Source organism: Pseudomonas sp. 1121_17 (assembly GCF_052850745.1).
Genome location: NZ_VXCX01000004.1, coordinates 275820 through 298469 on the forward strand (window position 1 = coordinate 275820; position 22650 = coordinate 298469).

16 protein-coding genes are annotated in these 22650 nt (G+C 61.9%); all 16 read right to left on the bottom strand.

Annotated elements, in window-relative coordinates; translation table 11 throughout:
- Window positions 1–30 precede the first annotated feature (30 nt).
- A complete protein-coding gene (locus FW789_RS11430) occupies window positions 31–3564 on the bottom strand; it encodes a glycosyltransferase (RefSeq protein ID WP_446431465.1) in 3534 nt (1177 codons plus the stop codon).
- 19 nt (window positions 3565–3583) lie between these two features.
- Complete coding sequence (locus FW789_RS11435; RefSeq protein ID WP_186698615.1) at window positions 3584–4285, bottom strand: WbqC family protein; 702 nt, start codon at window positions 4283–4285, stop codon at window positions 3584–3586.
- Between the two features lie 114 nt (window positions 4286–4399).
- The gene (locus FW789_RS11440; RefSeq protein WP_446431466.1) at window positions 4400–7153 is read right to left on the bottom strand and encodes a glycosyltransferase; all 2754 of its coding nucleotides are present in this window, start codon (window positions 7151–7153) and stop codon (window positions 4400–4402) included.
- A gap of 53 nt (window positions 7154–7206) precedes the next feature.
- Entirely contained in the window at window positions 7207–10788 is a 3582-nt protein-coding gene (locus tag FW789_RS11445; protein ID WP_446431467.1) for a glycosyltransferase, read from the bottom strand.
- 120 nt (window positions 10789–10908) lie between these two features.
- Window positions 10909–12507 (bottom strand): flagellar hook-associated protein 3, encoded by a 1599-nt coding sequence (locus FW789_RS11450; RefSeq protein WP_446431468.1) that lies wholly within the window; start codon window positions 12505–12507, stop codon window positions 10909–10911.
- Between the two features lie 13 nt (window positions 12508–12520).
- On the bottom strand, window positions 12521–14560 hold the full coding sequence (gene flgK, locus FW789_RS11455) for a flagellar hook-associated protein FlgK (protein WP_186698607.1): 2040 nt from the start codon (window positions 14558–14560) through the stop codon (window positions 12521–12523).
- A 12-nt stretch (window positions 14561–14572) separates the two neighbouring features.
- Window positions 14573–15769: a flagellar assembly peptidoglycan hydrolase FlgJ gene (gene flgJ, locus FW789_RS11460; protein ID WP_411562007.1), complete on the bottom strand. Its 1197-nt coding sequence runs from the start codon at window positions 15767–15769 to the stop codon at window positions 14573–14575.
- 11 nt (window positions 15770–15780) lie between these two features.
- A complete protein-coding gene (locus FW789_RS11465) occupies window positions 15781–16890 on the bottom strand; it encodes a flagellar basal body P-ring protein FlgI (RefSeq protein ID WP_446431469.1) in 1110 nt (369 codons plus the stop codon).
- 12 nt (window positions 16891–16902) lie between these two features.
- A complete protein-coding gene (gene flgH, locus FW789_RS11470) occupies window positions 16903–17598 on the bottom strand; it encodes a flagellar basal body L-ring protein FlgH (protein WP_103436628.1) in 696 nt (231 codons plus the stop codon).
- Window positions 17599–17645: 47 nt separating this feature from the next.
- Entirely contained in the window at window positions 17646–18431 is a 786-nt protein-coding gene (flgG, locus tag FW789_RS11475; RefSeq protein ID WP_101317777.1) for a flagellar basal-body rod protein FlgG, read from the bottom strand.
- A gap of 46 nt (window positions 18432–18477) precedes the next feature.
- Window positions 18478–19218 carry a flagellar basal body rod protein FlgF gene (locus FW789_RS11480; RefSeq protein WP_103436627.1) on the bottom strand — a complete coding sequence of 247 codons (741 nt, stop codon included), beginning with the start codon at window positions 19216–19218 and terminating at the stop codon, window positions 18478–18480.
- 180 nt (window positions 19219–19398) lie between these two features.
- Entirely contained in the window at window positions 19399–19584 is a 186-nt protein-coding gene (locus FW789_RS11485; protein ID WP_411562008.1) for a hypothetical protein, read from the bottom strand.
- A gap of 70 nt (window positions 19585–19654) precedes the next feature.
- Window positions 19655–21001: a flagellar hook protein FlgE gene (flgE, locus tag FW789_RS11490; protein ID WP_186698603.1), complete on the bottom strand. Its 1347-nt coding sequence runs from the start codon at window positions 20999–21001 to the stop codon at window positions 19655–19657.
- 27 nt (window positions 21002–21028) lie between these two features.
- Window positions 21029–21730, bottom strand: a complete 702-nt coding sequence (gene flgD / locus FW789_RS11495) for a flagellar hook assembly protein FlgD (RefSeq protein ID WP_207072626.1) — start codon at window positions 21728–21730, stop codon at window positions 21029–21031.
- Window positions 21731–21745: 15 nt separating this feature from the next.
- Window positions 21746–22189 carry a flagellar basal body rod protein FlgC gene (flgC, locus tag FW789_RS11500; RefSeq protein WP_101317767.1) on the bottom strand — a complete coding sequence of 148 codons (444 nt, stop codon included), beginning with the start codon at window positions 22187–22189 and terminating at the stop codon, window positions 21746–21748.
- Window positions 22190–22191: 2 nt separating this feature from the next.
- Entirely contained in the window at window positions 22192–22599 is a 408-nt protein-coding gene (gene flgB, locus FW789_RS11505) for a flagellar basal body rod protein FlgB (protein ID WP_446431470.1), read from the bottom strand.
- Between the last annotated feature and the right edge of the window lie 51 nt (window positions 22600–22650).

Sequence of the window (22650 nt, forward strand, 5' to 3'; positions counted from 1 at the left end):
CCATGATCGTTGTCATGTGGCTGACGCCGCTCAATCTGGCAACCAGGCACGCCGCCATGCTTGCAGTCGGTCGCCTTCGAGTAGCCAGTCGTTACGTACCTGGGCCTGCAGGGCAGCGCCCAACTGGGCTGACGCCTGTTGATCGTCCAGGTGCAGTCTGATTGCCCGGACCCAATCTGCCGCTTCATTGCTTACGCGCGTCAACGGCAACACCTCGCCACCGACAAACCCTGCAACCCGGCTGCAGATCACCGGCTGGCCACAGGCTGCATGCTGCAGAATGCGCAGGTCGCCCGAGCAGGCGTTGGCAAAGGATTCACGCATGGGCACCAGTGCCAGATCCAGATCCAGCTCTGCCAAAGCCTGGCCCAGACGGCTGTCGTCGACCTGCGGATGCCAGGCTGTCAGCCAGCCACGCAAGGCGGCTGGGCAATCGCCCAGCACGACCCATTCGACCGCCCCTGCCAACGCCGGTATGACCTCGGCAAGCAAGTCCGCGTCTTTGTCGCCCAGCCAGCCCACACGCGGCTTGCTGCCCTTGCCGCGGCCGCCTTGCAGGCGCCCCCAGCTACTCGGCAACGCGCTTTCCAGCAGGCGCACATCTTCATGCTCAGCCTGCAACAGCTGCGCCAGCGCCGGAGTGCTTACCAACACCCGATCGGCCTGGCTGATGCCATGCTGCAGCCGCTGCTGCAGCTCGGCGGCAGAGAATCCACCGGGCAAGGACATCTCCGGCAGATAGCCGTCCAGATCGTAAACTTTGAAAACCGCCGAAAACGCCCGCAGGCGCCGCAGCGCAAGCAGACCGGCGTCATCGCAGGGGCGCTGGACAATTACGCTGGTCGGTTGGAAACGCTCGATTTCGACCGGCGACAGCATCCCGGCAGTCACCGCGCCATCGAGCTCGCCGCAGTCGCGCAAGGCCATGAACGGCAACAGCAAGCGCGCCCTGCCCAGGGGCTGCGGACCTGCCGCGCAGGCCAGCACTGTTGGCAGGATGTGCTGTACCGGCCGCCAGCTCAACGCGTTGGTTTCCAGGCTGAAGCTTTTTCCGGCAGCCAGCGACAGATTGCGGTTATAGGCTGGATCGCGCGCCAGCGCGGGCAACCAGCGGGCATACAGCGCATCTTCCTGATCAGCGCTGGGCGCCGGCACTGGCTCGGCATCGAGCAGCAGCCGCGCATGCGGTGTCCAGACATTCAGGTAGCCGGAACGTTGCAGCTTCAGACACAGATCGACTGCGGTCCAGCAGGAGAGCAAAGGAGCGGCATCAAAGCCGCCCATTTCAATGAACAGCGCCCGACGTAGCATCAGGCATTCACCGCCCAGCGCCGAGTAATTCTGGTCCAGGCAAAGGCGGTCCATGTAGCCGGGGGCCTGGGCGGATACGCCTGCAAATGCCGGCCCGACCGAGCCCGCCAGGCCGAGTACCAAACCTCCCTGAGCAATGCTGCCGTCGCGGTTGAGCAACTTGCTGCCCACCGCGCCGACTTCCGGGCGCTGCGCGTGATTGAGCAGCGCCTGCAGCCAACCTGGCTCGAGCAGGATGCTACAGGCACTGAGCCAGAGCAGATACTCGCCGCGAGCCTCCTGCGCCGCCGCGTTGCACATGGCCGCAGGCGCCTGACCGGGGGCAAATCGCAGCACCTCGAAACGGCCCGCACCTATCTGCTCGAGCTGGTCGAGCCAGGCCTGGCGAGCAGGGTCGTCTGTGCCCGGCTCGATCAACAGCACCTGGTAATCGCTGTAGGACGTCTGTGTCAGCAGGCTGTCGAGGCAGCGTTGAAACTGCTGCAGTTGCCCCTCCAGGTAAATCACGATACTGACCAGTGCCGGAGACTGCAGTCCATATTCAATGCGATAGCCACCGTGCGACTGCGCCAACACCCGCGCGTCGACATAACCGCGCGCCTGCAAATGAGCGCCGATCACCACCTGTTCGTCGCTGCACGGCACCTGGCCGGGCACCTGCGCTATGAGCAGCGTTTGACTGGCGTGGGCGACACAGCCCAGGCCGTGTTCGCTGAGCAGGCGCAGCTGCAACTCAAGTTCGAACGCACGCCCGGCAGCGCAGCTGAATCCCTGCTGTAGGGCTTCACGCCGGTATAGCCAGTGCCTTGCCAGCTCTGCTGGGCGCGACAGCAACAGGTCGAGATTGAGATCGGGGCGCAAGCAGAGTTCGACGGCGCCATCATCGCCACGCGACGCCTCGTCTGCGTATACCGCCAGACAGTCGCTGGCGGCTTCAGCCAAGCCTACTGCGGTCAGCAGCAGGCCGCTGTGGATGAATGTCGTGCCCGCCTCGACCAGCATCAGCCAGGGGCTCTGGCTACCGCTCAACCACGCATTGATAGCAGCCAGCGGCTGCTGTGGATCCGTCGCCAGCCATTCGATATTGCTCTGCTTGGGCTGGCCCCTGCCCAGAACGACGATCTGCAGCTGCTGATAGCGGCTGTGAACCAGACTGTCCACGGTGGCAGCCAAAGCCACCTGATCGCCTCGGTCAATCACCAGCACGGCAATGCGCGGCGCCCCCAGTTGCTCCAGACGCTGCTTGATGGCCTGCAGTTGCGCGGGCTGAGGGCGGCGCTGGCGGATCCAGTCGAGGATGCCCAGCAGATTACCTGCAGCTTCAAGGCGCGCGGCACGCTGGGTTTTGTCGATGAACACGTCAAGCTGCTGCCAGAACGGTGCGGTGCGCTCGACGTAGCGCGGCAAGGCAGCACCAAGGCTTGCCCTGGCGCGCTGCAGCGCATCCGTTTCATCACTCATGGCAAAACCGATGCAGCCAAAGAAGCTGTTGTCGAGGAACTCACGGTCGATGCCGACCCCCGCCATGAAGATGACCGGGCATCCGCAGAGTACGGCGATCACGCAGGTCATCGACCATTCGTAGGTGTAGAGCACCTCGGCCTTGCGCAACACCTCGGCCAACTCGGACAGGCTCAAGGGGTTGGCGATACTGAGCAGGCGAACCTGCTCCGGCAACTGGGTGTAGTCGATGCGCTCGAGTGGATAGCGGTTGTGATACAGGTAGCTGCCTTCACGCACCACTGCGGGGGCACCGCCTGCAAACAATTCGATATCGATGGTAGGCAGGCAAAGCAGGTCGCCATCCGGAAAACCCTGCGCTTCGGCAAGCCGCGCCGCGTAGTAGAACATCAGGTCGTCGGGACTTGCCTGCATGTCCTTGCCGGTGATGAACTTCTCGAAGTTAAGCATGAACCGCGCAACCACGGCTGCCAGCAACGGATTGCCCGAGACCACTTCTGGATACACCGCAATCGGCACCTTGCCTTGTGCCCGGTGCCGTTCACGCACGCCCGCATCGAGCGCTGGCGTCTTCAGCTCAGGGTTCACCGCGCCGCTGGCGTGGATATACGCCTCGCGACCACTAAGGTTGAGCACGTGACACAAGTAGTGCATCGAGACGATGCCTGACGATGTCTCGCGATATCCAGGCGCCATGATGTAGTAGGGATGCTCTGGCTTGGCATACATCAAACGCAGTCGCGCGAGCGCTGCGTCGTAAGGTTGAGCGCCTGGTTGCGCGGTATTGGACATCAGAAACTCCAGGATCAGTTCAGGCCGGACGGCGCTGCAGGAACGCTGCAGCATCACTGCCGGTGTTGAACAGCAGGTCGATCACGCTTACGCCGTGCAGAAACTCGCCATGCAACTGCGGGTAAACCGGATAGCCGTCATAGTTCATGTAATCCAGCCCCAGCCCTGCTGCAGCGAATGCCGCTTGGTCCAGATAGCAACTGGCCGCAGGCCCGGACAGGTAATCGCTGGCGCCGAGTGCCTGGCACAGGTGGATCAGGCGCTCGTTCTTGCCGTCAGCTCGCCCCAGATCTTCCGAGCGGTACAACCGCGTGGAGATCCCCAGCAGCGGACACAAAGCGCTGATCAAGTGCTGGTTGATCTGCGACAGGAGGCTGAGCTCGGCCGCTTGCTCGTAGATCGCCCGTACCTTGCCTTCCATCTCGGCGAAACACGGCGCGCGACGGTAGCTCATGGCAATGGTTTTCCAATGCTGCTCGGCCCAGCCTGGATCGCTGACTTCGACTTCGTTGATCAACTGCTCGAAACGGCCTTTGTTCTTGACCGGCACCGTCAACCAGTGTTCGCCTTGCGCGGTCTTGATCTTGTTGCGGTTGCGCCAGTCGCGCCGGGTGTACTGCACATCGTCGTAAAAGACGAAGGCATCAACGCTGGCGATCAGGTCAAAATAGCCCTTCCATGGAATGTAATTCGACTGCAGCACAGCGACTTTCTTGTGCATCCCCGATCCCATCGCGCAGCGCGCCTACATCAGGCCTGTGACCTGTCAATAAATTGCCACCGGCATAAAAAAGCCGGGTCCATGACCCGGCTTTTGCAATTCCCGCGCCAGCTATTACAGCTGCGCGAGCCACGCTTGCTGCGAGTGTGGGAGGCAGGCGTGGCCGAACTGCGCCTCGCCATGGAAGGCCCCAGGCCAGCGCTCGGCAAGCGCTGCTGCAGGATCTGCAACCACGCTGTCGGCAGTGCTGAGCAGCAACTGCGAACGTGGTGTCCACACCACCATCAGGCCGGCTTCCTTGGCAGCCAGGCACAGATTGATATCGGCCCCGGCCAGTCCTTGCAGACCACCACATTGGTCGAACAAATCCTTGCGCACCATCAGGCAATCCGCCGAGACCGCCGCACAGCTGCGCACCGATGAGGCCCAGCTGTTGCTGGCTGCCTGGAGCATCGACAGGCCCTGCCATGGCGAATACACCTGTGGCCCGGCGAGCAGCTCGTAGCCGGCATGCGCCAGGCTGCCGTCAGCAGCTTCAAGCAGGCGGGCACCGACCACCCCTACCTCAGGGCGCTGGGCTTCGTTGAGCAAGCCTTCAATCCAGGCCGGGGTCACAACATGACAGCGCGTGGACAACAACAGCAGGTAGTCGCCGCGCGCCTGGCTGGCCGCCAGGTTCAGCAGATCACTGCGCGACGCACCAGGCGCCGCGCTGACCAGACGTACACGCCCGCCCAATGCCCGTGCAGCCGCCTCGCTGGCAAATGCCTGATCGGCACCCGCGACGATGATTTCGTAGCGCGGGTAACGGGTACGCTGCAGTACCGAGGTCAGGCACGCCTGCAGTTGCGCCAGGTTGCCCTCGAACGCCAGCAGAATGCTCACCAGCGGTGTGCTGCTGTGACGGAAATCAATCACCAGCCCAGACGCGCCCTGATCGTTGACCTGGCTGCGATAGCCCAATTGCGTCAGGTGGCGATTGACGACTGCTACTGCGTCGCGCTTGGACGCCGGCGACGCTTGGCGCCCAATCACAAGGAACTCGTCCATGTGCGCCAGGCTGGCCACCCCCTGGCTTTCGACCAGGCGCAGCAACACGTCAAGCTCAGCCGCGTTGGGATGGGCTTCGCTGTAGCCACCCAGATCGAGCAAGGCCTGACGGCGCAGCAACCAGTGCCGCGCCATCAGCCCAGGCTGGCTACGCAGCAGGTCGAGGTTGGCACCCGGCCGCGTGACACTATGCAGCCGACCCTCGTCGTCACGCTGGACTTCATTGGCAGCGATCGCCTGGCAGGCAGGCGCTTCGCTCAGTTCAACCTGCAGCCGGAGCAAACCGCCCGGGAGCAATACGTCGCCAGCCTCGAGCAGCAGCAACCATTCGCTTGGCAGTTGCGCCACAGCTTGATTGAGATGCTTGACCCAGTTGCTATCACTGACTTGGATGAAATGCAGAGTGTCGCGCGGCGTGGTGATGGTCGGCGGTTTGCCGGCTTTGAGCACCAATAGTTTGAAGTTGCGCAGGCCGCTGGCCAGCAGGCTGTCAAAGGTCGCTTGCAAGGCAAGGTCGTCGTTTTCCAGGTCAAGCACGACATAAGCGAGCTGCGCAGGGGCGTGCTTGTGCAGGTGCGCCAGCACGCGCTTATGAGCGCTCGCGTCCGGGGTGGCTGCAGCAATTGCGGCAAGCACGTGCCCCGACGGCGTGACCTGCAATTGCTGTAGATTATCCACAGCAGGCACTCGCTCCAGCCGTACCAACCAGTCCACCAGCTCATGCCGGCGTTGCGCATCTGCCTCGGCAGAGAGGCTCGCCAGCAGCTCACGGCACACATCAGCGTTGAACATGCCCATGGCGAAGGCTTGCCAGTAGCGGTACTGCAAACTCTCGGCAGTGTCGTTGGGGTGTTGCACCAGCAGATCGCGCTGACGTACCCATACCCCTTCAAGGGCCTGCTGGTGCTGCTGGCCAGTCGGCCAGGCGTGATTGAGAAACTCAAGCTCGGTCAGTTGGGCAAACAGGGCGCCATTGTAATAAGGCAGTTGCACGTCCTGGCGCGGCTCAAAGTCGCGCTGCGGATCGTCGATCACGCTGGTCCACTTTGAAGTGAAAATCAACGGCGCCGCGATCAGGTCGTAACTGTTGCGAACAAACTGGTTGAGCAGGACGAAGCCGTCATCACCGGCACACAAGCAATCGCGCGCCTCGTCCCATTCACGCAGGGCGCGGACAGTCTGGGTCAGGCGCTCCTCGCGGGCGGAACAGGCCGCGTCACCAGCTTGCCACTCGGTGAGCACGTCGGTCTGTTCAAGCTGAACAACTTCACCCTGAGCCAGCAGCGCCAAGGACAACGCCACGCGCATGCCAGCGAAATCCAACTCGCTCGGCACTGCTGCCACTGCGCCTTGCAGGATCGCCACGCGCTGCACTGCGCGCCAGGCCTGCTGCCCGGCCTGGGCATACTGCGTCAGCCGCGCGACAGCGTCAGGCGCTTGCAGCGGCGCAAACGCCGAACCAACCTTATGATATGCAACCTCACTGCTGGCGGCTGCGTAAGCCAACACATAACCTTGTGCAGCCACGGCCTGAGGCTGCGCGTGCAAACACGCTGCCGCCTGATCAAGCGCGGTGGGCAAGACAAAATCGGTGTCCAGCGCCAAGCTGACGAAAGGCGTCTGCACTTGCTTGAGCAACATGCTCAGATGATCAAGCCAGACCCCGGCGGCGCTCATTTCGGAAAGCGGCTCGAGGGCCATGCAAGGTACGCCAGCCTGAGCATAGTAATGCAGTGCGCGGGCACGGCTGCCTGACTGATCGTGTCCCAGCAGGACAACGGTCACATCACTGCGCGAGCCAATTGCGGTTTTGATCATAAAGCACCTGTTCAGTGGTCATTGCAGCGCGGGGCCAGGCCCGGCGCCAGGGTTCAGTCTGCCAGCCAGGCATTGGCCCAATGCTGCAAATGGTGCGGCATCAGCATGTAGTCGTGGAGCACGGCTTCGCGCAAGGCATCACCCTGGCGATAGCTGGCCTGCGGGTCGGAGAGGTGCATGCGGATCGCATCCAGCCATTGTTCCGTACTGTTGTCTTTCACCCGCGTGCAGGGCAGATAGCCGGCATAAGCCCGCGAATCGGTACAGATTACCGGGAAGCCGCACGCGCCATATTCGAGCAGGCGCAGGTTGCTCTTGCAGTCATTGAAGAGGTTCTGCTCGAGCGGCGCCAGCGCCAGATCGAGATTGAGGCTGGCCAGCTTGCGCGGGTACTCGGCCAGCGACACGGCGCGGTGAAACTCCTTGACATAGGGGCGTAGCGGCTCTGGGCACATGCCAAAGAAGACCCAGTCGACCTCGCCAACCAAGGCTTTGATGACGTCCAGCAGTAATTCCAGATCGCCCCGGTGGCTGGTACCACCGGCCCATCCGACGCGCGGGCGAGCACTGGTCTGGCGGCGACTGGCGAGGCCCTTCCACATCGGTGCAGACAACATGTTCGGCACCACGCGGATGTCCTGGTGCATGCTCGACAGGGCGTCAGCCAGGGGCTCGGTGGACACTACCACGCGGTCACACAAGCCAATGCCCTGCGCTACCAGCTCACGGATGTTGCTTGGCAGATTGCGCGCGTGGTCGTTCTTCTTGGGTGGCTCGACGATGTAGTCGTCCAGCTCGTAGATTCGTCTGGCATTGGAAAATCGCTTGAAGCGGGCCATTTCGTGCAGGTTTGTCGGGGTGTAGCGACACTGCAGGATCATCACATCCGGCTGCTCTCGCTGCAGTTCGATCAACCCGGGCGTCATGTAGTTGATACGCCCTTGAATCCAGCCGGCGCGCTCCAGCTCGGTGAATGGCTGAATGACCCGGTAATGGCCGATGGCCGTGGTATTGGTCGGCAGCGCCAGCACCGAAGGCATGACCCTGGCGATGAACGGATCCCAGCCAGTGCGCAAGCCAGGCTCAAGATTGAAATTACCCAGCTTCAAGCTCAGGTTAGGGTTGTAGGCTGGGTCCAGCGCCACCGACGGCAGCCAGCGGTCGTAGCAGGCTTGCGTGTCGGCCAGTTGCACTTGATCAGGCGTTGCCGATGCGGCCGCGCGCGACAGCTTGGCCACTCGGGAAAAAGGCGTCCAAACCACCAGATAGCCTGCGTCGCGAGCGCGCAGGCAGAGGTCAAGGTCGAACTGCGATGCCTGCAGGTGGGCAGTATCGAGCCCCTGCAACTGCGCAAACAGCTCACGCCGCACCAACAGACAATCCAGGCTCACCGCACTCCAGCTCTGCACCAGGCGCTGGCGGTTCAGGTAGCCATCTGCGTTCAGGTTGTTGCTGGCGAAGGGGCTGCCGGCGGCAGCACCGCCCAGGCCAAGTACCAGGCCAGCGGACACTACCTTGCCATCGCCCGCGCACAGCATCGGCCCCACCACACCCACTTCCGGGCGCTGGGCTTGCTCCATGAGCGCGCTCAGCCACTGCCCGTCAAACAGCGCGCAACCGCTCTCAAGCAGCAGCAGGTAATCACCTCGCGCGTGCTGGCTGGCTTGATTGAGCACTGCGGCCCTGCCCTGCGCCTGCACCTCGACCACCTGCAGCTGATCCGCGCCGACGCTACGCATGGCCTGCAGCCAATCGCGGACGTCGGCAGGCTCGTCACCAGTAGCCACTACCAACACTTCGAAGTAAGCGTACCGGGTGTGTTCAAACAGCGATTCGACACACTGCCTGAGCGCCTGCAGGTCGTGTCCTGCGCTGATCAGCACCGACACGCTCGCTGGCGATTCATGCAGGTAATTGACGCGACAGATCAGGCTGCCCGGCTGGCCCTGCACCTGCGCCTTGACGCCAAGGCGACGCAGATGAGCCTCGACCACGCGGGCTGCCTGCTGCTGCGCATCCGCCTCGGCCAACCATTCGGCATAGCCAGACTGGCACTGCACCAGCACCTGTGGGACATGCTCTACGACGTGCAGGCCCTTGGCCTCGACCATGCGCCAGAGCAGGTCATGGGCCGCCATGCCGGAAAACTCAGTATCGAAGCCGCCCAAAGCGCGCAGCGCAGTTACGTTGAACGCAAGCATCCGCCCTACATAAGGCAGGCTACGCATCAGATCGAGGTTGAAATCCGGCTTGAAGATCGGCCGACCCGGCTCAAGGTTGTCGAAGCCGTCTTCATCGGTATACAGGCACAGGCTGTCGGTGCGCAGGGCCATGCGCTCGGCGAGAATCACCAATGCGTGAGCATGGACCCGGTCGCCGGCGCGCAACAGCCATACCCAGTCGGCGGGTTGCTCAGCGGCGCTCAGCCACTGATTGAGCTCGGCCAGACCGGTGCCGTGGACGACCTGGTAGCGGACTCCTGGTGCATTCACGCCGGCCAGCTCAGCCGGGCCCTGCACCAGAATCTGCGCGCCTGGATAAGACTGTACAGCCAGGCTATCGAGGGTTTCCTGCAATGCCGCCTCATCACCCTGCTGGCAAACGATGACCGGCACGATGCGTGGCTGGTTGGGCCATTGCTCGATGCGCTTGGGCAACAGTTGCAGTTGCCCCGGCGACAGGTTGCGGCAGGCCAACCACTGCGCATAAAGCTCGGCAAAGCTCAGTGCTTGACTGCCGACCTGCTGCTGGAAGTTGGCGATTTGGCCGGAATAGAAACGGCGGATATCAAACTCTTCCCAGCGCTGATCCGGCTCGCCATTGAACGCTGCCAGTGGCAGGTAACGGACCCAGCCATTGGCGGGCGGCAGGTCGCCAGTACGTGCAGCAAGCATCTGTTGCAGCCACTGGGTTTCGACCTTGAACGCTTCGATAACGCCAACATTGTGGCTGAGCCTGGCCGCGTGAACCCGCTCGACACTGAGCACCTGCTCCAGGCTGGCCAGATGGCCCCGGCGCAGCACACATGCATACAAGGCAAGGTCAAGGCGCGCGGTAAAGCCCTGGCCGTCGAGCACCAGATGGCTTAGGTATTCTTCGACCTGGGCGCGGCGGAAAAGCGCGTGGCTGATCCCACCGAACAGGTTCGGCGCATTGTCGGCAATGCTCGCCAACAGGTCTGTGCCGATCAGCACGGCACTCTGCGGGGCAATGACGCTGTTGAGCGAGCGTGAAGGCAGCAGGATGTCATCAGCCGAGCACACCAGGCGCTGGCAGATGACCATACTGACCTGCGCCAACTCCTGCAGAACCTTGGCCTGGCGACTGATGCAGCTGTCGAGCAGCATGTCGTCATCGCAAAGAAACTTGATCAGCTCACCCGAAGCCTGTGCCAGACACGCCTGCAGATTGCGGGCAAAGCCCAGTCGCACCGGGTTGCGCAGGTAACGCAGCGGCACCGCGCTGTCTTTGCCAAGCTCGGCGCAGATGGTCTCGATCTGCTGATCGCCACTGTCGTCGCAAACGACGATCTCAAGATTGGGGTAATCCTGGGCGATGGCACTGGCCAGCGTGGCGCGGAAGAATTCAGCATTGAAGGCGGGGATGGCAATGCTGACGACGGGCTGATCACTCACGATGACGACCTTGACAAGGTTTACGGTTCACTGTGACAGCCAGCATGGCGAATCCAGTGTGTGGCACGCTGCAGGGCCCTCACGGGACCCTGCATGGATGGCGATGCCGGCCTGGAACAATCAGATGTAGTTGACCAGCGACAACCCGGCGACCTTGGCAAAGGCCTGCAGCGACGCCTGCAGCATGTTGGTCTGGCGCTGCAGACGCAGCATCACTTCGGCCGGATCGCTTTCGCGAATCGAGGTCTGGGTCTTGCTGTTCTCGGTGCTCAGCGCTTCGTTGGTTTCTGCCTGCACATCCAGTGCCTGGCCACGGCCGCCGATCGCACTGACGGACGAGCTGACCTGGTTGATCGCACTGCCAATGTTGCCAATGGCTGCATCCAGCGAAGCCTTGAAGTTCTGCTTGGCGACCGGGTCCGAATCGATCGGCGTGCGCAGTGCCGTGCGCAACTGGGCGAGGGTGTCGAGCACATTCTGGGTCTGGTGAGTATCAGCCTTGACCGAGAACGAATCGCCTGCATCCGGGGCGGTCGACAGCGTGAACGTCACCCCGGCCGCAGTAGCGGTATACGGGTCAGCGGCGGTGCCGGTGCCGCTCAATGTACCGCTGCTGACCGGGCGACTGTCAGCGCTCAACGGCGCGGCGTAAAGGTCGAACTGGGTCGGGTCGATTTCAGAAATCTTGAGGATTGCGCCGCCAGCGGGGAATGCCGCCTTGTACAGGGCTTCATCGCTGATGCTTGCGCCGGTGACCTGGCTGCCGGACGGGCCATTGCCGGCACTACGGGTGCCGCTGATGCTGTCTGGCTTGGCGCCGAGAGTAAACGAGTGGCCTTGCAGCGCGGCATCATAGTCGGCTTCGTCACCAGGCTTGAAGCTGATATCAAGGCGCAGGTCAACACCGCGGAAGTTGATCGAGGTATTGGTGCCCTTGGGGTCGAACTTACCGCCCTGGGACGCTTCGTTGGTCACGTCATCGCCATTGGCGGCCGTGATCTTGAACTGAGTGCTGCTGGTGAACTCGATGGTGTACGGCTCGCCGCTGCGGAAGCGGTCGTTGAATACCGAGCTGCCCGCGACCTGACCATTGGACATGTTGATGCGCGAGTCTGCCGCGGCAGGCGAGGTCAACTTGGCTTCGGTGCGGCTGGTATTGAGCGCCTGCTCGAAGGCATCGTAACCGGTCTCGTTGGCGGCCAGGCTAAGCATGTCACCCACCTGCAGCTGCAGGCTGGTCTGGTCACCTTTGTAGCTGTAGGTGCCGTCAGCGTTCTTCACATAAGGCTGGGTATCGCCTTTGGAGCCGGAGAACAGGTACTTGCCGTTCTCGTCCTTGCTGTTCATGAGCGAGAACAGTTGCTCTTCCAGCGAGCCGAGTTCATCAGCGTTGGCCTTGCGATCGGAGTCGGTAAAACCGGCGTTGCCCGAGCTGATGGCCAGTTCGTTGACCCGCTGCAGAATATTGCCAATGGCATTCAACGTGCTCTCGCTGGTGCCGAGCGCGTTACGCACGTTGGTGATGTTGCCGCTGTACTGCTTGAGCATGTTCTGTTGCTGCTCAAGCTGCAGGAGACGCGCGGCGCCTACCGGATCGTCGGCCGCGGTACGGATGCGCAGGTTGTCGCTGGCTTCCTGCTGGCTCTTCACCGTGTTGGCAAGGTTGCGCTGATAGTTGGCGCTGGTGGTGTTGTAGAACTGCGAAGTGGAAATGCGCACGGTCTACGGCTCCTTAAAGGCTGTTGATCAAGGTGGCGAAGGTTTCCTGGGCCGCCTTGATGATCTGCGACGACGCGGTGTAGTACTGCTGGAACTTGATCAGGTTGCCGGTTTCTTCATCGACCGAGACCCCCGACAAGGAATTGCGGCTGTCCAGCGCAGAGTTCTGCAACGCACCGGTGGCGTCGCTGTCCATCTTCGCCTGGCCGGCCTTGCCGCCTACGTTGGAGACCAGCTTGGCATAGGCGTCGCTGATGCTGATGCCCTTGCCATTGGCCCCTACGTCCACGGTGGACCTGGTTTGCAGGTCGATAACCGATTGGGCATTGCGGTTATCCGCCGAGCCTGAACCGGTCAGCGCCACACTGAAGCTGTCGCTGGTCTTCGGCGCGCCGTTGACGTTCATCTCGAAGGTGAAGTTGCCGCCCAAGGCGTTGCCATTGGCATCGGTCAGCGGGACCGACAACTGCAGCTTGTTGTCCTGGCCGGGGATGATCGTGCCGGTGCCGATCGAGTCACCCTTGGCGTTGTACAGGGTGTAGCTCTGCGGCGAGGCGCCATCGTCGCCGAACACCAGTTTGACCGGGGTGGAATACTTGAGGCCGGTCTGCAGCTTGTTCAGCTCGGTTGCGTCGTAGATGTCCAACTTGGTGGTAAGGGTTGGCTGGGTGATCACGCCAGTGCCCTTGTTGCCCGAACCGCTGGTAGCGGTCAGCGGCGAGGCCATGGCCAGGCGCTTGGGGTCGGTCAGCACCGACTCGATGGTGGCCGCAGCATTGCGCGTAGGAGTGATCTTGAAGCTGTCACCGGCAGCATAGGTGCCGCCATTGCCCGACAGGCTGAAGCCATCGAACACCGGCGCCGGGTCGTCGTCGAGGTTATGCGTGCCCATGTCGGTGCCTTCCGGCAACTTGCGCACGGTGTACTCTTTCAGGTTCGCCGGGTTGTTGAAGGTAACCTGATAGTCGCTGGTGCCAAGCTTGCCGCTGTCGGCAATGGTCACGTTGATATTGCCGGTGCCGGCATTGCCCTGCTTGGCGATGCTGCGCTCGCTGATGGCCTTGGCGCTGTTGATGTCACCGAACAGGCTGGCGCCGAAGTTGCCCTCTTTGTCGATACCTTGGGCCAATTGGCTGTTGATTGCATCAGCCACCACCAGTGCCACGCGACCGAGCTCGTTGAGCGCCGGGTCGAGGGTTTCCTTGCGGTAGCGGATCAGGCCGCCAAGTTCACCACCGCTGGTGCTGTTGGTGATGTCCATCTTGGTCGAGCCGCGATTGAGGATCAGGCTCATGCGGGTCGGGTCGGTCGCGCTCGGCTCGACGCCAAGGGTCTGGGTGGTGTTGCCCAATACCAGCGCCTGGCCGTTCTTCAGATAGATGTCGTAGTTGCCGTTTTTCTGCTCGACCACATCGGCACCGATCAGCGACGTCAGCTGGCGAACCGCGCCGTCACGCTGATCAAGCAGATCGTTGGGCTGGCCAGTGACCACGCCGACCTTGGATATCTGCGTATTCAGATCAGCAATGGTCTTGGTCAGGTTGTTCACCTGGGTCGCCAGCGAAGCCATGTTGCTGTTGGTGTTGCTGTTCTGCTGATTAAGCTGGGCCGACAGCGTGTTGAAGCGCTTGGCCAAGGTCTGCGCGCTGGTCAGCAGCAACTGGCGCGAGGCATCTTCGGTCGGTTTGGCCGAGGCATCCTGCATCGCGCTGAAAAAACTCTGCAGCGCTGCGGTGATACCGGTATCGGCGCTGGACAGGGCGTTGTCCAGTGGAGTGATCTGGCTGAGGTAGGTGTTGGCATCGCTGGACAGTGAAGTGGTGGTGCGCAACTGGTTTTCGAGGAACGCGTTGTACACCCGACGCACATCGGCCAGAGTGGTGCCGGTACCGATGAAGACCTGACCAGTCTGCTGGCCGCCCTTGGTCTTCTGCACGTTCTGCTGGCGCGAATAGCTCTCGACATCGGCATTGGCGATGTTGTTACCCAGGGTGTACAACCCTGACTGTGCGGCTCCAAGCCCTGACATGCCAATATTGAGCAAACTCGCCATGGTTCTCTACCCTTAACGTTGCGTGGTGGTACCGAGCATTGCGTAGCTCTCGTACGACTTCATCTGTTTAGCAATCTGCGAGATCTTGCTGGCGTAGTTCGGGTCGGTTGCGTACCCCGCCTTCTGCAGCTCTCGCACAAACTGTTCTGGGTTATCGGCCGACTTGACCGCATCTTGATAGCGCGCATTGTTCTGCAGCAGGCTGACCAGGTCGTGGAAGCTGTCCTGGTAGGAGTCGTAGGAACGGAACGCGGCGGTCTCCTTGACGAAGGCGCCATCGCGGAACTCGCTGGTGATCGCCCGCGCTTCACCGCCCTGCCAACTGCCAGTGGCCTTGATGCCGAACAGGTTGTGGCTGCTGCTGCCATCGGTGTTGCGCATAACCGACTTGCCCCAACCGGTTTCCAGTGCGGCCTGAGCCACCAGGTAGCGCGGGTCGATGCCGATGCGCTTGGCCGCTTGTTCAGCCATTGGCAGCATGGTCGAGACGAATTCGTCACTGTTGCCGAAGGCCCTTTTCGGCGCCAACGGTGGCTGGGCCATGGCCCGACCGAGGATGCGCGTACCGCCATCGGCGGCAGCAAACGCTTGCGCTGGCTCCCAGTCGCCCTTGACCACGCCATTGACCAGCTGCCCGTCACGCGCCGGCAGCGCCGCACCATTGCCGGCCAGTGCCGGGTTACCGGCGGACGGCACAATCCCGGCCAGCAGCCGATCGGTCAGCTTGCCAGGCAGCGACAAGCGCCGCGAATTGAGCGCAGCCACGTCATTGCGCGCAGCACTGCTGGTATCGCCGTGTACCGGTGTCGCCACCTTGGTCCCCCACAGCGCCGGGCCAGCGCCTTCGCCGCGCAGGAACGGGTTAGGCGTCGCCACTGGATTTTTCTGCTTGGACAACTGCCGCACCAGCACATCCTGCAAGCCGATGCCGCCACCTTCGCGGGACATGCTCACGGACAGCTGCTGATCGTACATGTCGCGGTACTGCTTGACCGTTTCGGTGTTCAGCTCGTTGTCTTCAGCGAGCACGTCACTGGCCTTGCGCGAAGCCTTGAGCATCTCGCTGATGAACAGCGACTCGAACTCCTGGGCGACCTTGCGCACGTTCGCTTCGCTGTCACGATCACCGTGCTTGAGCGAGGTCAGGCGGTTGAGGTCGGTGTAGGCACCGCTGTCGGCTTGGCTGGAAACCAGACTCTTGGAGTTCATCTAAAGCGTCCTCAAATCACGATCAGGTCGGCTTGCAGAGCACCGGCCTGTTTCAGCGCTTCAAGGATGGCCATCAAGTCACTGGGCGCTGCCCCGACCTGGTTGACCGCTCGGACGATCTCATCCAGCGTAGTGCCCGGGCCGAACTTGAACATCGGTTTGGCTTCCTGCTCGGCGTTCACGCGCGAGCGTGGCACCACAGCCGTCTGGCCATTGGAGAACGGCCCCGGCTGGCTGACGATCGGGTCTTCGGTAATGGTCACGGTGAGGCTGCCGTGGGTAACCGCAGCCGGCGAAACCTTGACGTTCTGGCCGATGACGATGGTGCCGGTACGCGAGTTGATGATGACCTTGGCCACGGCCTGGCCCGGATCGATCTCGAGGTTCTCCAGGATCGACAGGTAGTCGACGCGCTGGCTTGGGTCCATCGGCGCGGTGACCCGCACCGAACCGCCATCGAGGGCCTGGGCAACACCTGGGCCGAGCAGCTCGTTGACCTTGTCGACGATGCGCTTGGCGGTGGTGAAGTCAGGGCGATTGAGGTTCAGGGTGAGGCTGTTGCCCTGGTTGAAACCACTCGGCACGGCCCGCTCGACACTGGCACCGCCAGGGATGCGCCCAGCCGAGGGCACGTTGACGGTGATCTTCGAGCCATCGCGGCCTTCGGCGTCAAAACCGCCGACCACCAGGTTGCCCTGGGCGATGGCGTAGACATTGCCATCGATACCCTTGAGCGGGGTCATCAGCAGGCTGCCACCGCGCAGGCTCTTGGAGTTACCGATCGACGACACGGTGATATCCACCACCTGCCCCGGCTTGGCGAACGCCGGCAGATCCGCATGGATCGACACCGCGGCGACGTTCTTCAGCTGCACGTTACCCGAGCCTGGCGGCACCTTGATGCCGAACTGCGAGAGCATGTTGTTGAAGGTCTGCAGGGTGAACGGGGTCTGCGTGGTCTGGTCGCCGGTGCCGTTCAAGCCGACCACCAGGCCATAACCGATCAACTGGTTGGTGCGCACGCCGGAGATACTGGCGATGTCCTTGAGGCGCTCGGCGTGGGCACTGAACGCACAGGATAGAAGCACGGTGGCGGCAATCAGCTGCCTGAAATTAAGCATGGGCATCCGTACTCAGAAAGGCCAAAGCGGGCTGAGGAAGAAGCGGTCCAGCCAACCGGGCTGGCTGGCATCGGCAAACGAGCCGGTACCCGAATAGGTGATGCGCGCATCGGCGACACGGGTCGACGGCACGGTGTTGTCGGTGGCAATGTCATCGGCGCGCACCAGCCCGGCAATCCGCACCAGCTCGTCGCCGGTGTTGAGCGTCATCCACTTCTCGCCACGCACGGCGATGATGCCGTTGGGCAGGACTTCCGCGACGGTCACCGTGACCGAACCGGTCAAGGTGTTGCCCTGGGCCGCCTTGCTGTCACCTTTGGTGGCGCGGCTACCGCTGTAGCCGGCCTCGAGCGACAGGTCACCACTGCCCAACGGGTTGTTGGTGTTGGGGATGGCGCCGAACAACGAGGTCAAACCGAGGTTGGCCTTGCTGTCCTTGCCCACCTGCGAGTTGGCACTCTTGCTCGCCGAAGTACGCTCGTTGAGGGTGATCGTGATGATGTCACCCACCCGGAACGCCTTGCGGTCGCCATACAGGTTCTGTTCGAAACCGGCCTGGTAAATCGAGCCGTTGTTGGCCGACGCCGGCAATGGGGTGCGCGGCAACACCGGCGCGTAGTACGGGTCGTTGGGCTTGGGCGTCGGCGCGACGCAACCGGCCAACAACACCGCCCCACCCAGGGCGAATACGGACAACAGACGACTCATGACGCTTCCCTCACGGTAGAACTGGCGCTGCAACAGCGACCTAAGGTTTACAGCTGCTGGGTGACGAACCCGAGCATCTTGTCGGCGGTCGAGATGACTTTGGAGTTCATCTCGTAGGCACGCTGGGTGGTGATCATGTTGACCAGCTCTTCCACGGTGCTGACGTTGGAGTTTTCCAAGGTCTGCTGCAAGGTGGTGCCAAAGCCGTTCAGGCCAGGCGTACCGACCTGCGGTGCGCCGCTGGCGGCGGTTTCCAGGAACAGGTTGTTGCCCATTGCCTGCAGGCCTGCCGGGTTGATGAAGTCAGCCGTCTGCAGGTTGCCGATGATCTGCGCCGCCGGGTTGCCGGCGGTGGTGATCGACACGGTACCGTCCTGGCCCACGGTGAAGGTCTGGGCGTCGTTGGGTACGACAATCGCAGGCTCCAGGGCAAAGCCATTGGCGGTCACGACCTGGCCATCGGAGTTCAGGTGGAAGGTACCGTCACGGGTGTAGGAGACGGTGCCGTCAGGCTGCAAGACCTGGAAGAAGCCGCGACCGTTCACAGCCAGGTCGAGCGGGTTCTCGGTGGTTTGCAGGCTGCCGGTCTGGAAGTTCTTCTGGGTGCCGACGATGCGCACACCGGTACCGACCTGCAGACCCGAAGGCAGCTCGCTGTCCTGGGTCGACTGGGCGCCAGGCTGGCGTTTGATCTGATACAGCAGGTCCTGAAATTCGGCGCGATCACGCTTGAAGCCGGTGGTCGAAACGTTGGCCAGGTTGTTGGAAATGACCGTCAGGTTGGTGTCCTGGGCGGACAAACCAGTCTTGGCGACCCAAAGTGCCGGAAGCATAGTGTTCTCCTCGCGCGCCTGTTTTTCGGCACCCGTTCAAAATTGATTAGCTGATTTGCAAAACCCGAGCCATGGCTTCATCGCCTTCCTTGGCCGTGTTCATCATCTTCACGTGCAGTTCGAACTGGCGCGACAAGGCCAGCACCGAGGTCATTTCTTCGACGGCATTGACGTTGCTCGACTCGAGGAAGCCCGAGACTACCTTGACGTTGATGTCGGCATCCGCCGGCTGGCCGCTGGCGGTATGGATCATGCCGTCGATGCCTTTGGTCAGGCCCTTGATATCCGGGTTGACCAGCTTGATCCGGTCGACCTCGGCCATCACCCGCGGATCTTCACCCATAGCGCGAATGCTGATAGTGCCGTCTTCGCCGATCTCGACCTTCTGCTCCGGCGGCACGGCAATCGGGCCGCCATTGCCGATCACCGGCATGCCGTTGCCAGCGCGCAGTACGCCCAAGGCATCGATATTGAGGCTGCCGGTGCGTACATAGGCTTCGCTGCCATCAGGGGCCTGCACGGCGATGAAGCCATTGCCGGCTACAGCAACATCCAGCTCACGGCCGGTCTCGACCAGCGCACCGCCAGTGAAGTCGGTGGCCGGACGCTCGGACAGAGCAAACGCCCGCGACGGAAAGCTGTCGCCAAACACCGGAATCGAGCGCGCCTGCTCCAGGTCACGCTGGAAGCCATTGGTTGAAACGTTCGCCAGGTTGTTGGCATGGGCCTTTTGCGCCAGCGCGTTCTGGCTGGCGCCGGTCATGGCCACGTAAAGCATCTTGTCCACAGTCTTCCTCCGCTGCACTGGCGATTGCTTGCCGCTCGCCGCTGCTATACAGGCAATAAAGCAAGTTCCGAACCAACTTTTACAAAGCATGAAAAAGCCCGTGTTTACGGGCTCTTGGGCGGTAACGGGGAAATACTCACGCCGGATATCCGGCGCTTGCTTGCCGCCAACGGCAATTGGCTACAGTTCCCGGCAACCAGCATTGTTGAACGGCCCGGCAAAACGCTTCCAGCCCTCGCCCGGCGACCACTGCGAACAAACCAGCCGGCCGTCCACCTGGCTCTCCCAACGCCACCACGGCGCAGTGCCGGCCTGCGCCTGCAGCAGATAAAACACGGCGGCACTGACGATGATCAGTTTCTTCATGCTCACCCCCTGAAAACGACAAGCCCCTTACAGTGAAGGGGCTCGTCTACCACTGGACTTCAGTACTTCATCAAGCCATCTGGATGATGGTCTGCATGATGGTGCTTTCAGTCGAGATGGTCTTGGCGTTGGCCTGGTAGTTGCTCTGCGCCTTGATCAGCTCGACCAGCTCCTGGGTCAGGTTGACGTTGGAGGCCTCCAGCGAGTTGGACTCGACGCCGCCCAGGGTGCCGGTCTTCGGCGAATCGATGCCCGGAATGCCTGACGAGAAGGTCTCGGTCCAACGGGTACCACCAATCTGCTGCAGGCCTTGCTCGTTGGCGAAGCTGGCCAGCGCCACCTGGCCGATCGCACGCGACTGCTGGTTGCTGAAGCTGGCGAACATGACGCCGGTGGAGTCGATGCTCAGGCTCGACAGGGTACCGGTGGCGTAGCCATCCTGGGACTGCGACGTGCGCGCGGTCTCGTTGTTGTACGAGCTGGTACTGTTCATCGACAGACGCATGCCATCGGCATTGCCTGCCGAGCCATTGGAGCCCCAGTTACCGGCAGCGTCTTTCTCGGCCGGGATCCAGCCCTTCATGGTGAAGGTGTTATTGGTCACGCTCCACTCACCACCAGCAGGCAGGCCTGCCTGATCGGCGGCCATGGAAGCAACACTGCCATCTTCGTTGAAGCTGACAGTACCGACCAGCGGTGCGGTGCTGGTTGGGTCCATCGGGTTACGGCCATCGATCAAGGTGTACATGGTCCATTCGTTCTTGTCGGTCTTGCGATAGAACTGCTCCATGGTGTGCTCGTTGCCCTGACTGTCGTAAACCTTGGTCGGGAACGACTTGGTGTACGAGGTTTCGTCAGACGGGTCGAAGACGATGTCACCCGGGCCAGGCGGGGAAGCCGGCAGCGGGATCGAGGTGGCCGAGGAGTTGAGGTTGATGCCCTGATCGATCAGGGTGGTGGCCTTTGGCGCCAGCGCCGAGGTGTCGATCCTCAGGTCGGTGAGGATGCCCTTCTGGATCTTGCCGTTGGAGTCAGCGGCATAGCCCTGCAGACGCAGACCATCGGAGGTCACCACGAAGTTGTCTTTGTTGTTCTGGAACGCACCGGCACGGGTGTACACCTGACTGCCATTGTCCGAGAGCACGAAGAAGCCCTGACCCTGGATACCCATGTCGAGCACGTTGCCGGTGTTGTTGACGTCACCCTGGCTGAACTGCTGCGAGACCGCCGCCAGACGCACACCGTTGCCGATCTGGTTCTTGCCCACACCGAGGCGGTTGGCGCCGGCGTAGACGTCGGCAAATTCCGCACGGGAAGACTTGAAGCCGGTGGTGTTGACGTTGGCAATGTTGTTGCCGGTAACGTCGAGTTGCTTGTTGGCTGCGTACAGACCGCTAAGGCCGATATTGAAAGACATGCTGTTGCTCCTTGTGCCGTTCTGGCCTTAGATACCGATGGTTTGTACGTCGGAGAGAGAGACCTTGCCGACGCCGGCAAGGTTGAGCACCATTTCGCCGCTGGCGCTGAAACTGACGCTGGTGACCTTGGCCGGCAACAGCGTATTCATCTGTACCGACTTGCCCTCGAAGGTGGTGCTGGCAGTGAAGGTGTAAGTACCTGGATCGACCTTGACGCCCTTGTCGTTGGTGCCATCCCAGATGAAGTCGGCGTAACCGGCTTTCTGCTCACCCAGCTCGATGGTCTTGACGGTGTTGCCGTCCTTATCCTTGACCGTGATCTTGGCTTCGCTGATGGCCTGCGGCACAACGATCTGGCCGTTGAAGCTATCGGCGGTGTCGACCACGGCCTTGTCGTTCTGCACGACCACCGAACGACCGACCAGCGACGACGCCTGCAGCGCCTGCGACGAGCCGAGCGAACTGGTAATGCTGTTGACCGACTCGTTCAGCGAGGTGATGCCTTCAAGGCTGCTGAACTGCGCCAGCTGAGCGACGAACTCACCGTTCTCCTGCGGATCGAGCGGGTTCTGGTGCTGCATCTGGGTAACCAGCAGTTGCAGAAACGCGTCCTTGCCCAGCGAATCGGTGCCGGTCTTGGAGGCGGTGTCGGTGGCCGTTTTCTTGGTGCCGGTACTGACACCAGAAGCCGTGATCACGTCATTGAGGTTGGTACTGTTGATAGCCATGGTCCGGATTCCTTATCACTGACCCAGGGTCAGTACCTTCTGCATCATGGTCTTGGCAGTGTTCATCAGCTCAGCATTGGTCTGGAACGAACGGTTCGCCGAGATCATGTCAGCCATTTCTTCGACCACGTTGACGTTCGGGTAGTAGACGTAGCCGTCCTTGTTGGCCGCCGGGTGATTAGGCTGGTAGCGGGCTTCCAGATTGCTCTGGTCTTCGATGATGCCCGTCACCTGCACGCCCTGCCCCGCTTCACCCTGGTCCTCGAACAACGACTGCCCCATGCCGGCCTGAGCCTGCTGGAAGGTGGTGGCGAACACGGGGTGACGTGCGCGGTAGGTCTGATCGATGCTCGACGAGACCGTCTCGGCGTTGGCAATGTTCGAAGCGACGGTGTTGAGGCGGGTGTTCTGCGCGCTCATGCCGCTACCGGCGATATTGAAAACGTTGGAAAGGGACATGGTTACTCTCCGCGCAGGGCCGATACCAGCCCTTTGAATTTACTGTTGAGCAAAGTGAAGCTGGCCTGGAAACCGATCGCGTTTTCGGTGTAGTTGGCCTGCTCGACCTGAGCGTCGACGGTGTTCTGGTCGACCGACGGCTGTGTCGGCGTGCGGTACTTGAGGGCTTCGTCGCCCATGGCCAGACCTTGCGCATCGATGTGGCGGGTGTTGGTGCGGTCGAGCGCGAAGCGGCCGTTTTGCTGCTTGTCGCTCTCGGCAGCGAGCACCGACGAAAAGTCCATGTCACGCGCCTTGTAGTTGGGCGTGTCGGCGTTGGTGATGTTGTTGGCCAGGACTTCTGCGCGCTGGGCGCGGAAACCCAAGGCTTTTTCATGGATGCCAAGCGCTTTGTCGAAACTGATGCTCATGGATGCAAACCTTCGCCGGTGGGCCGGAGTGACGTTGGCGAAGTTATAGCA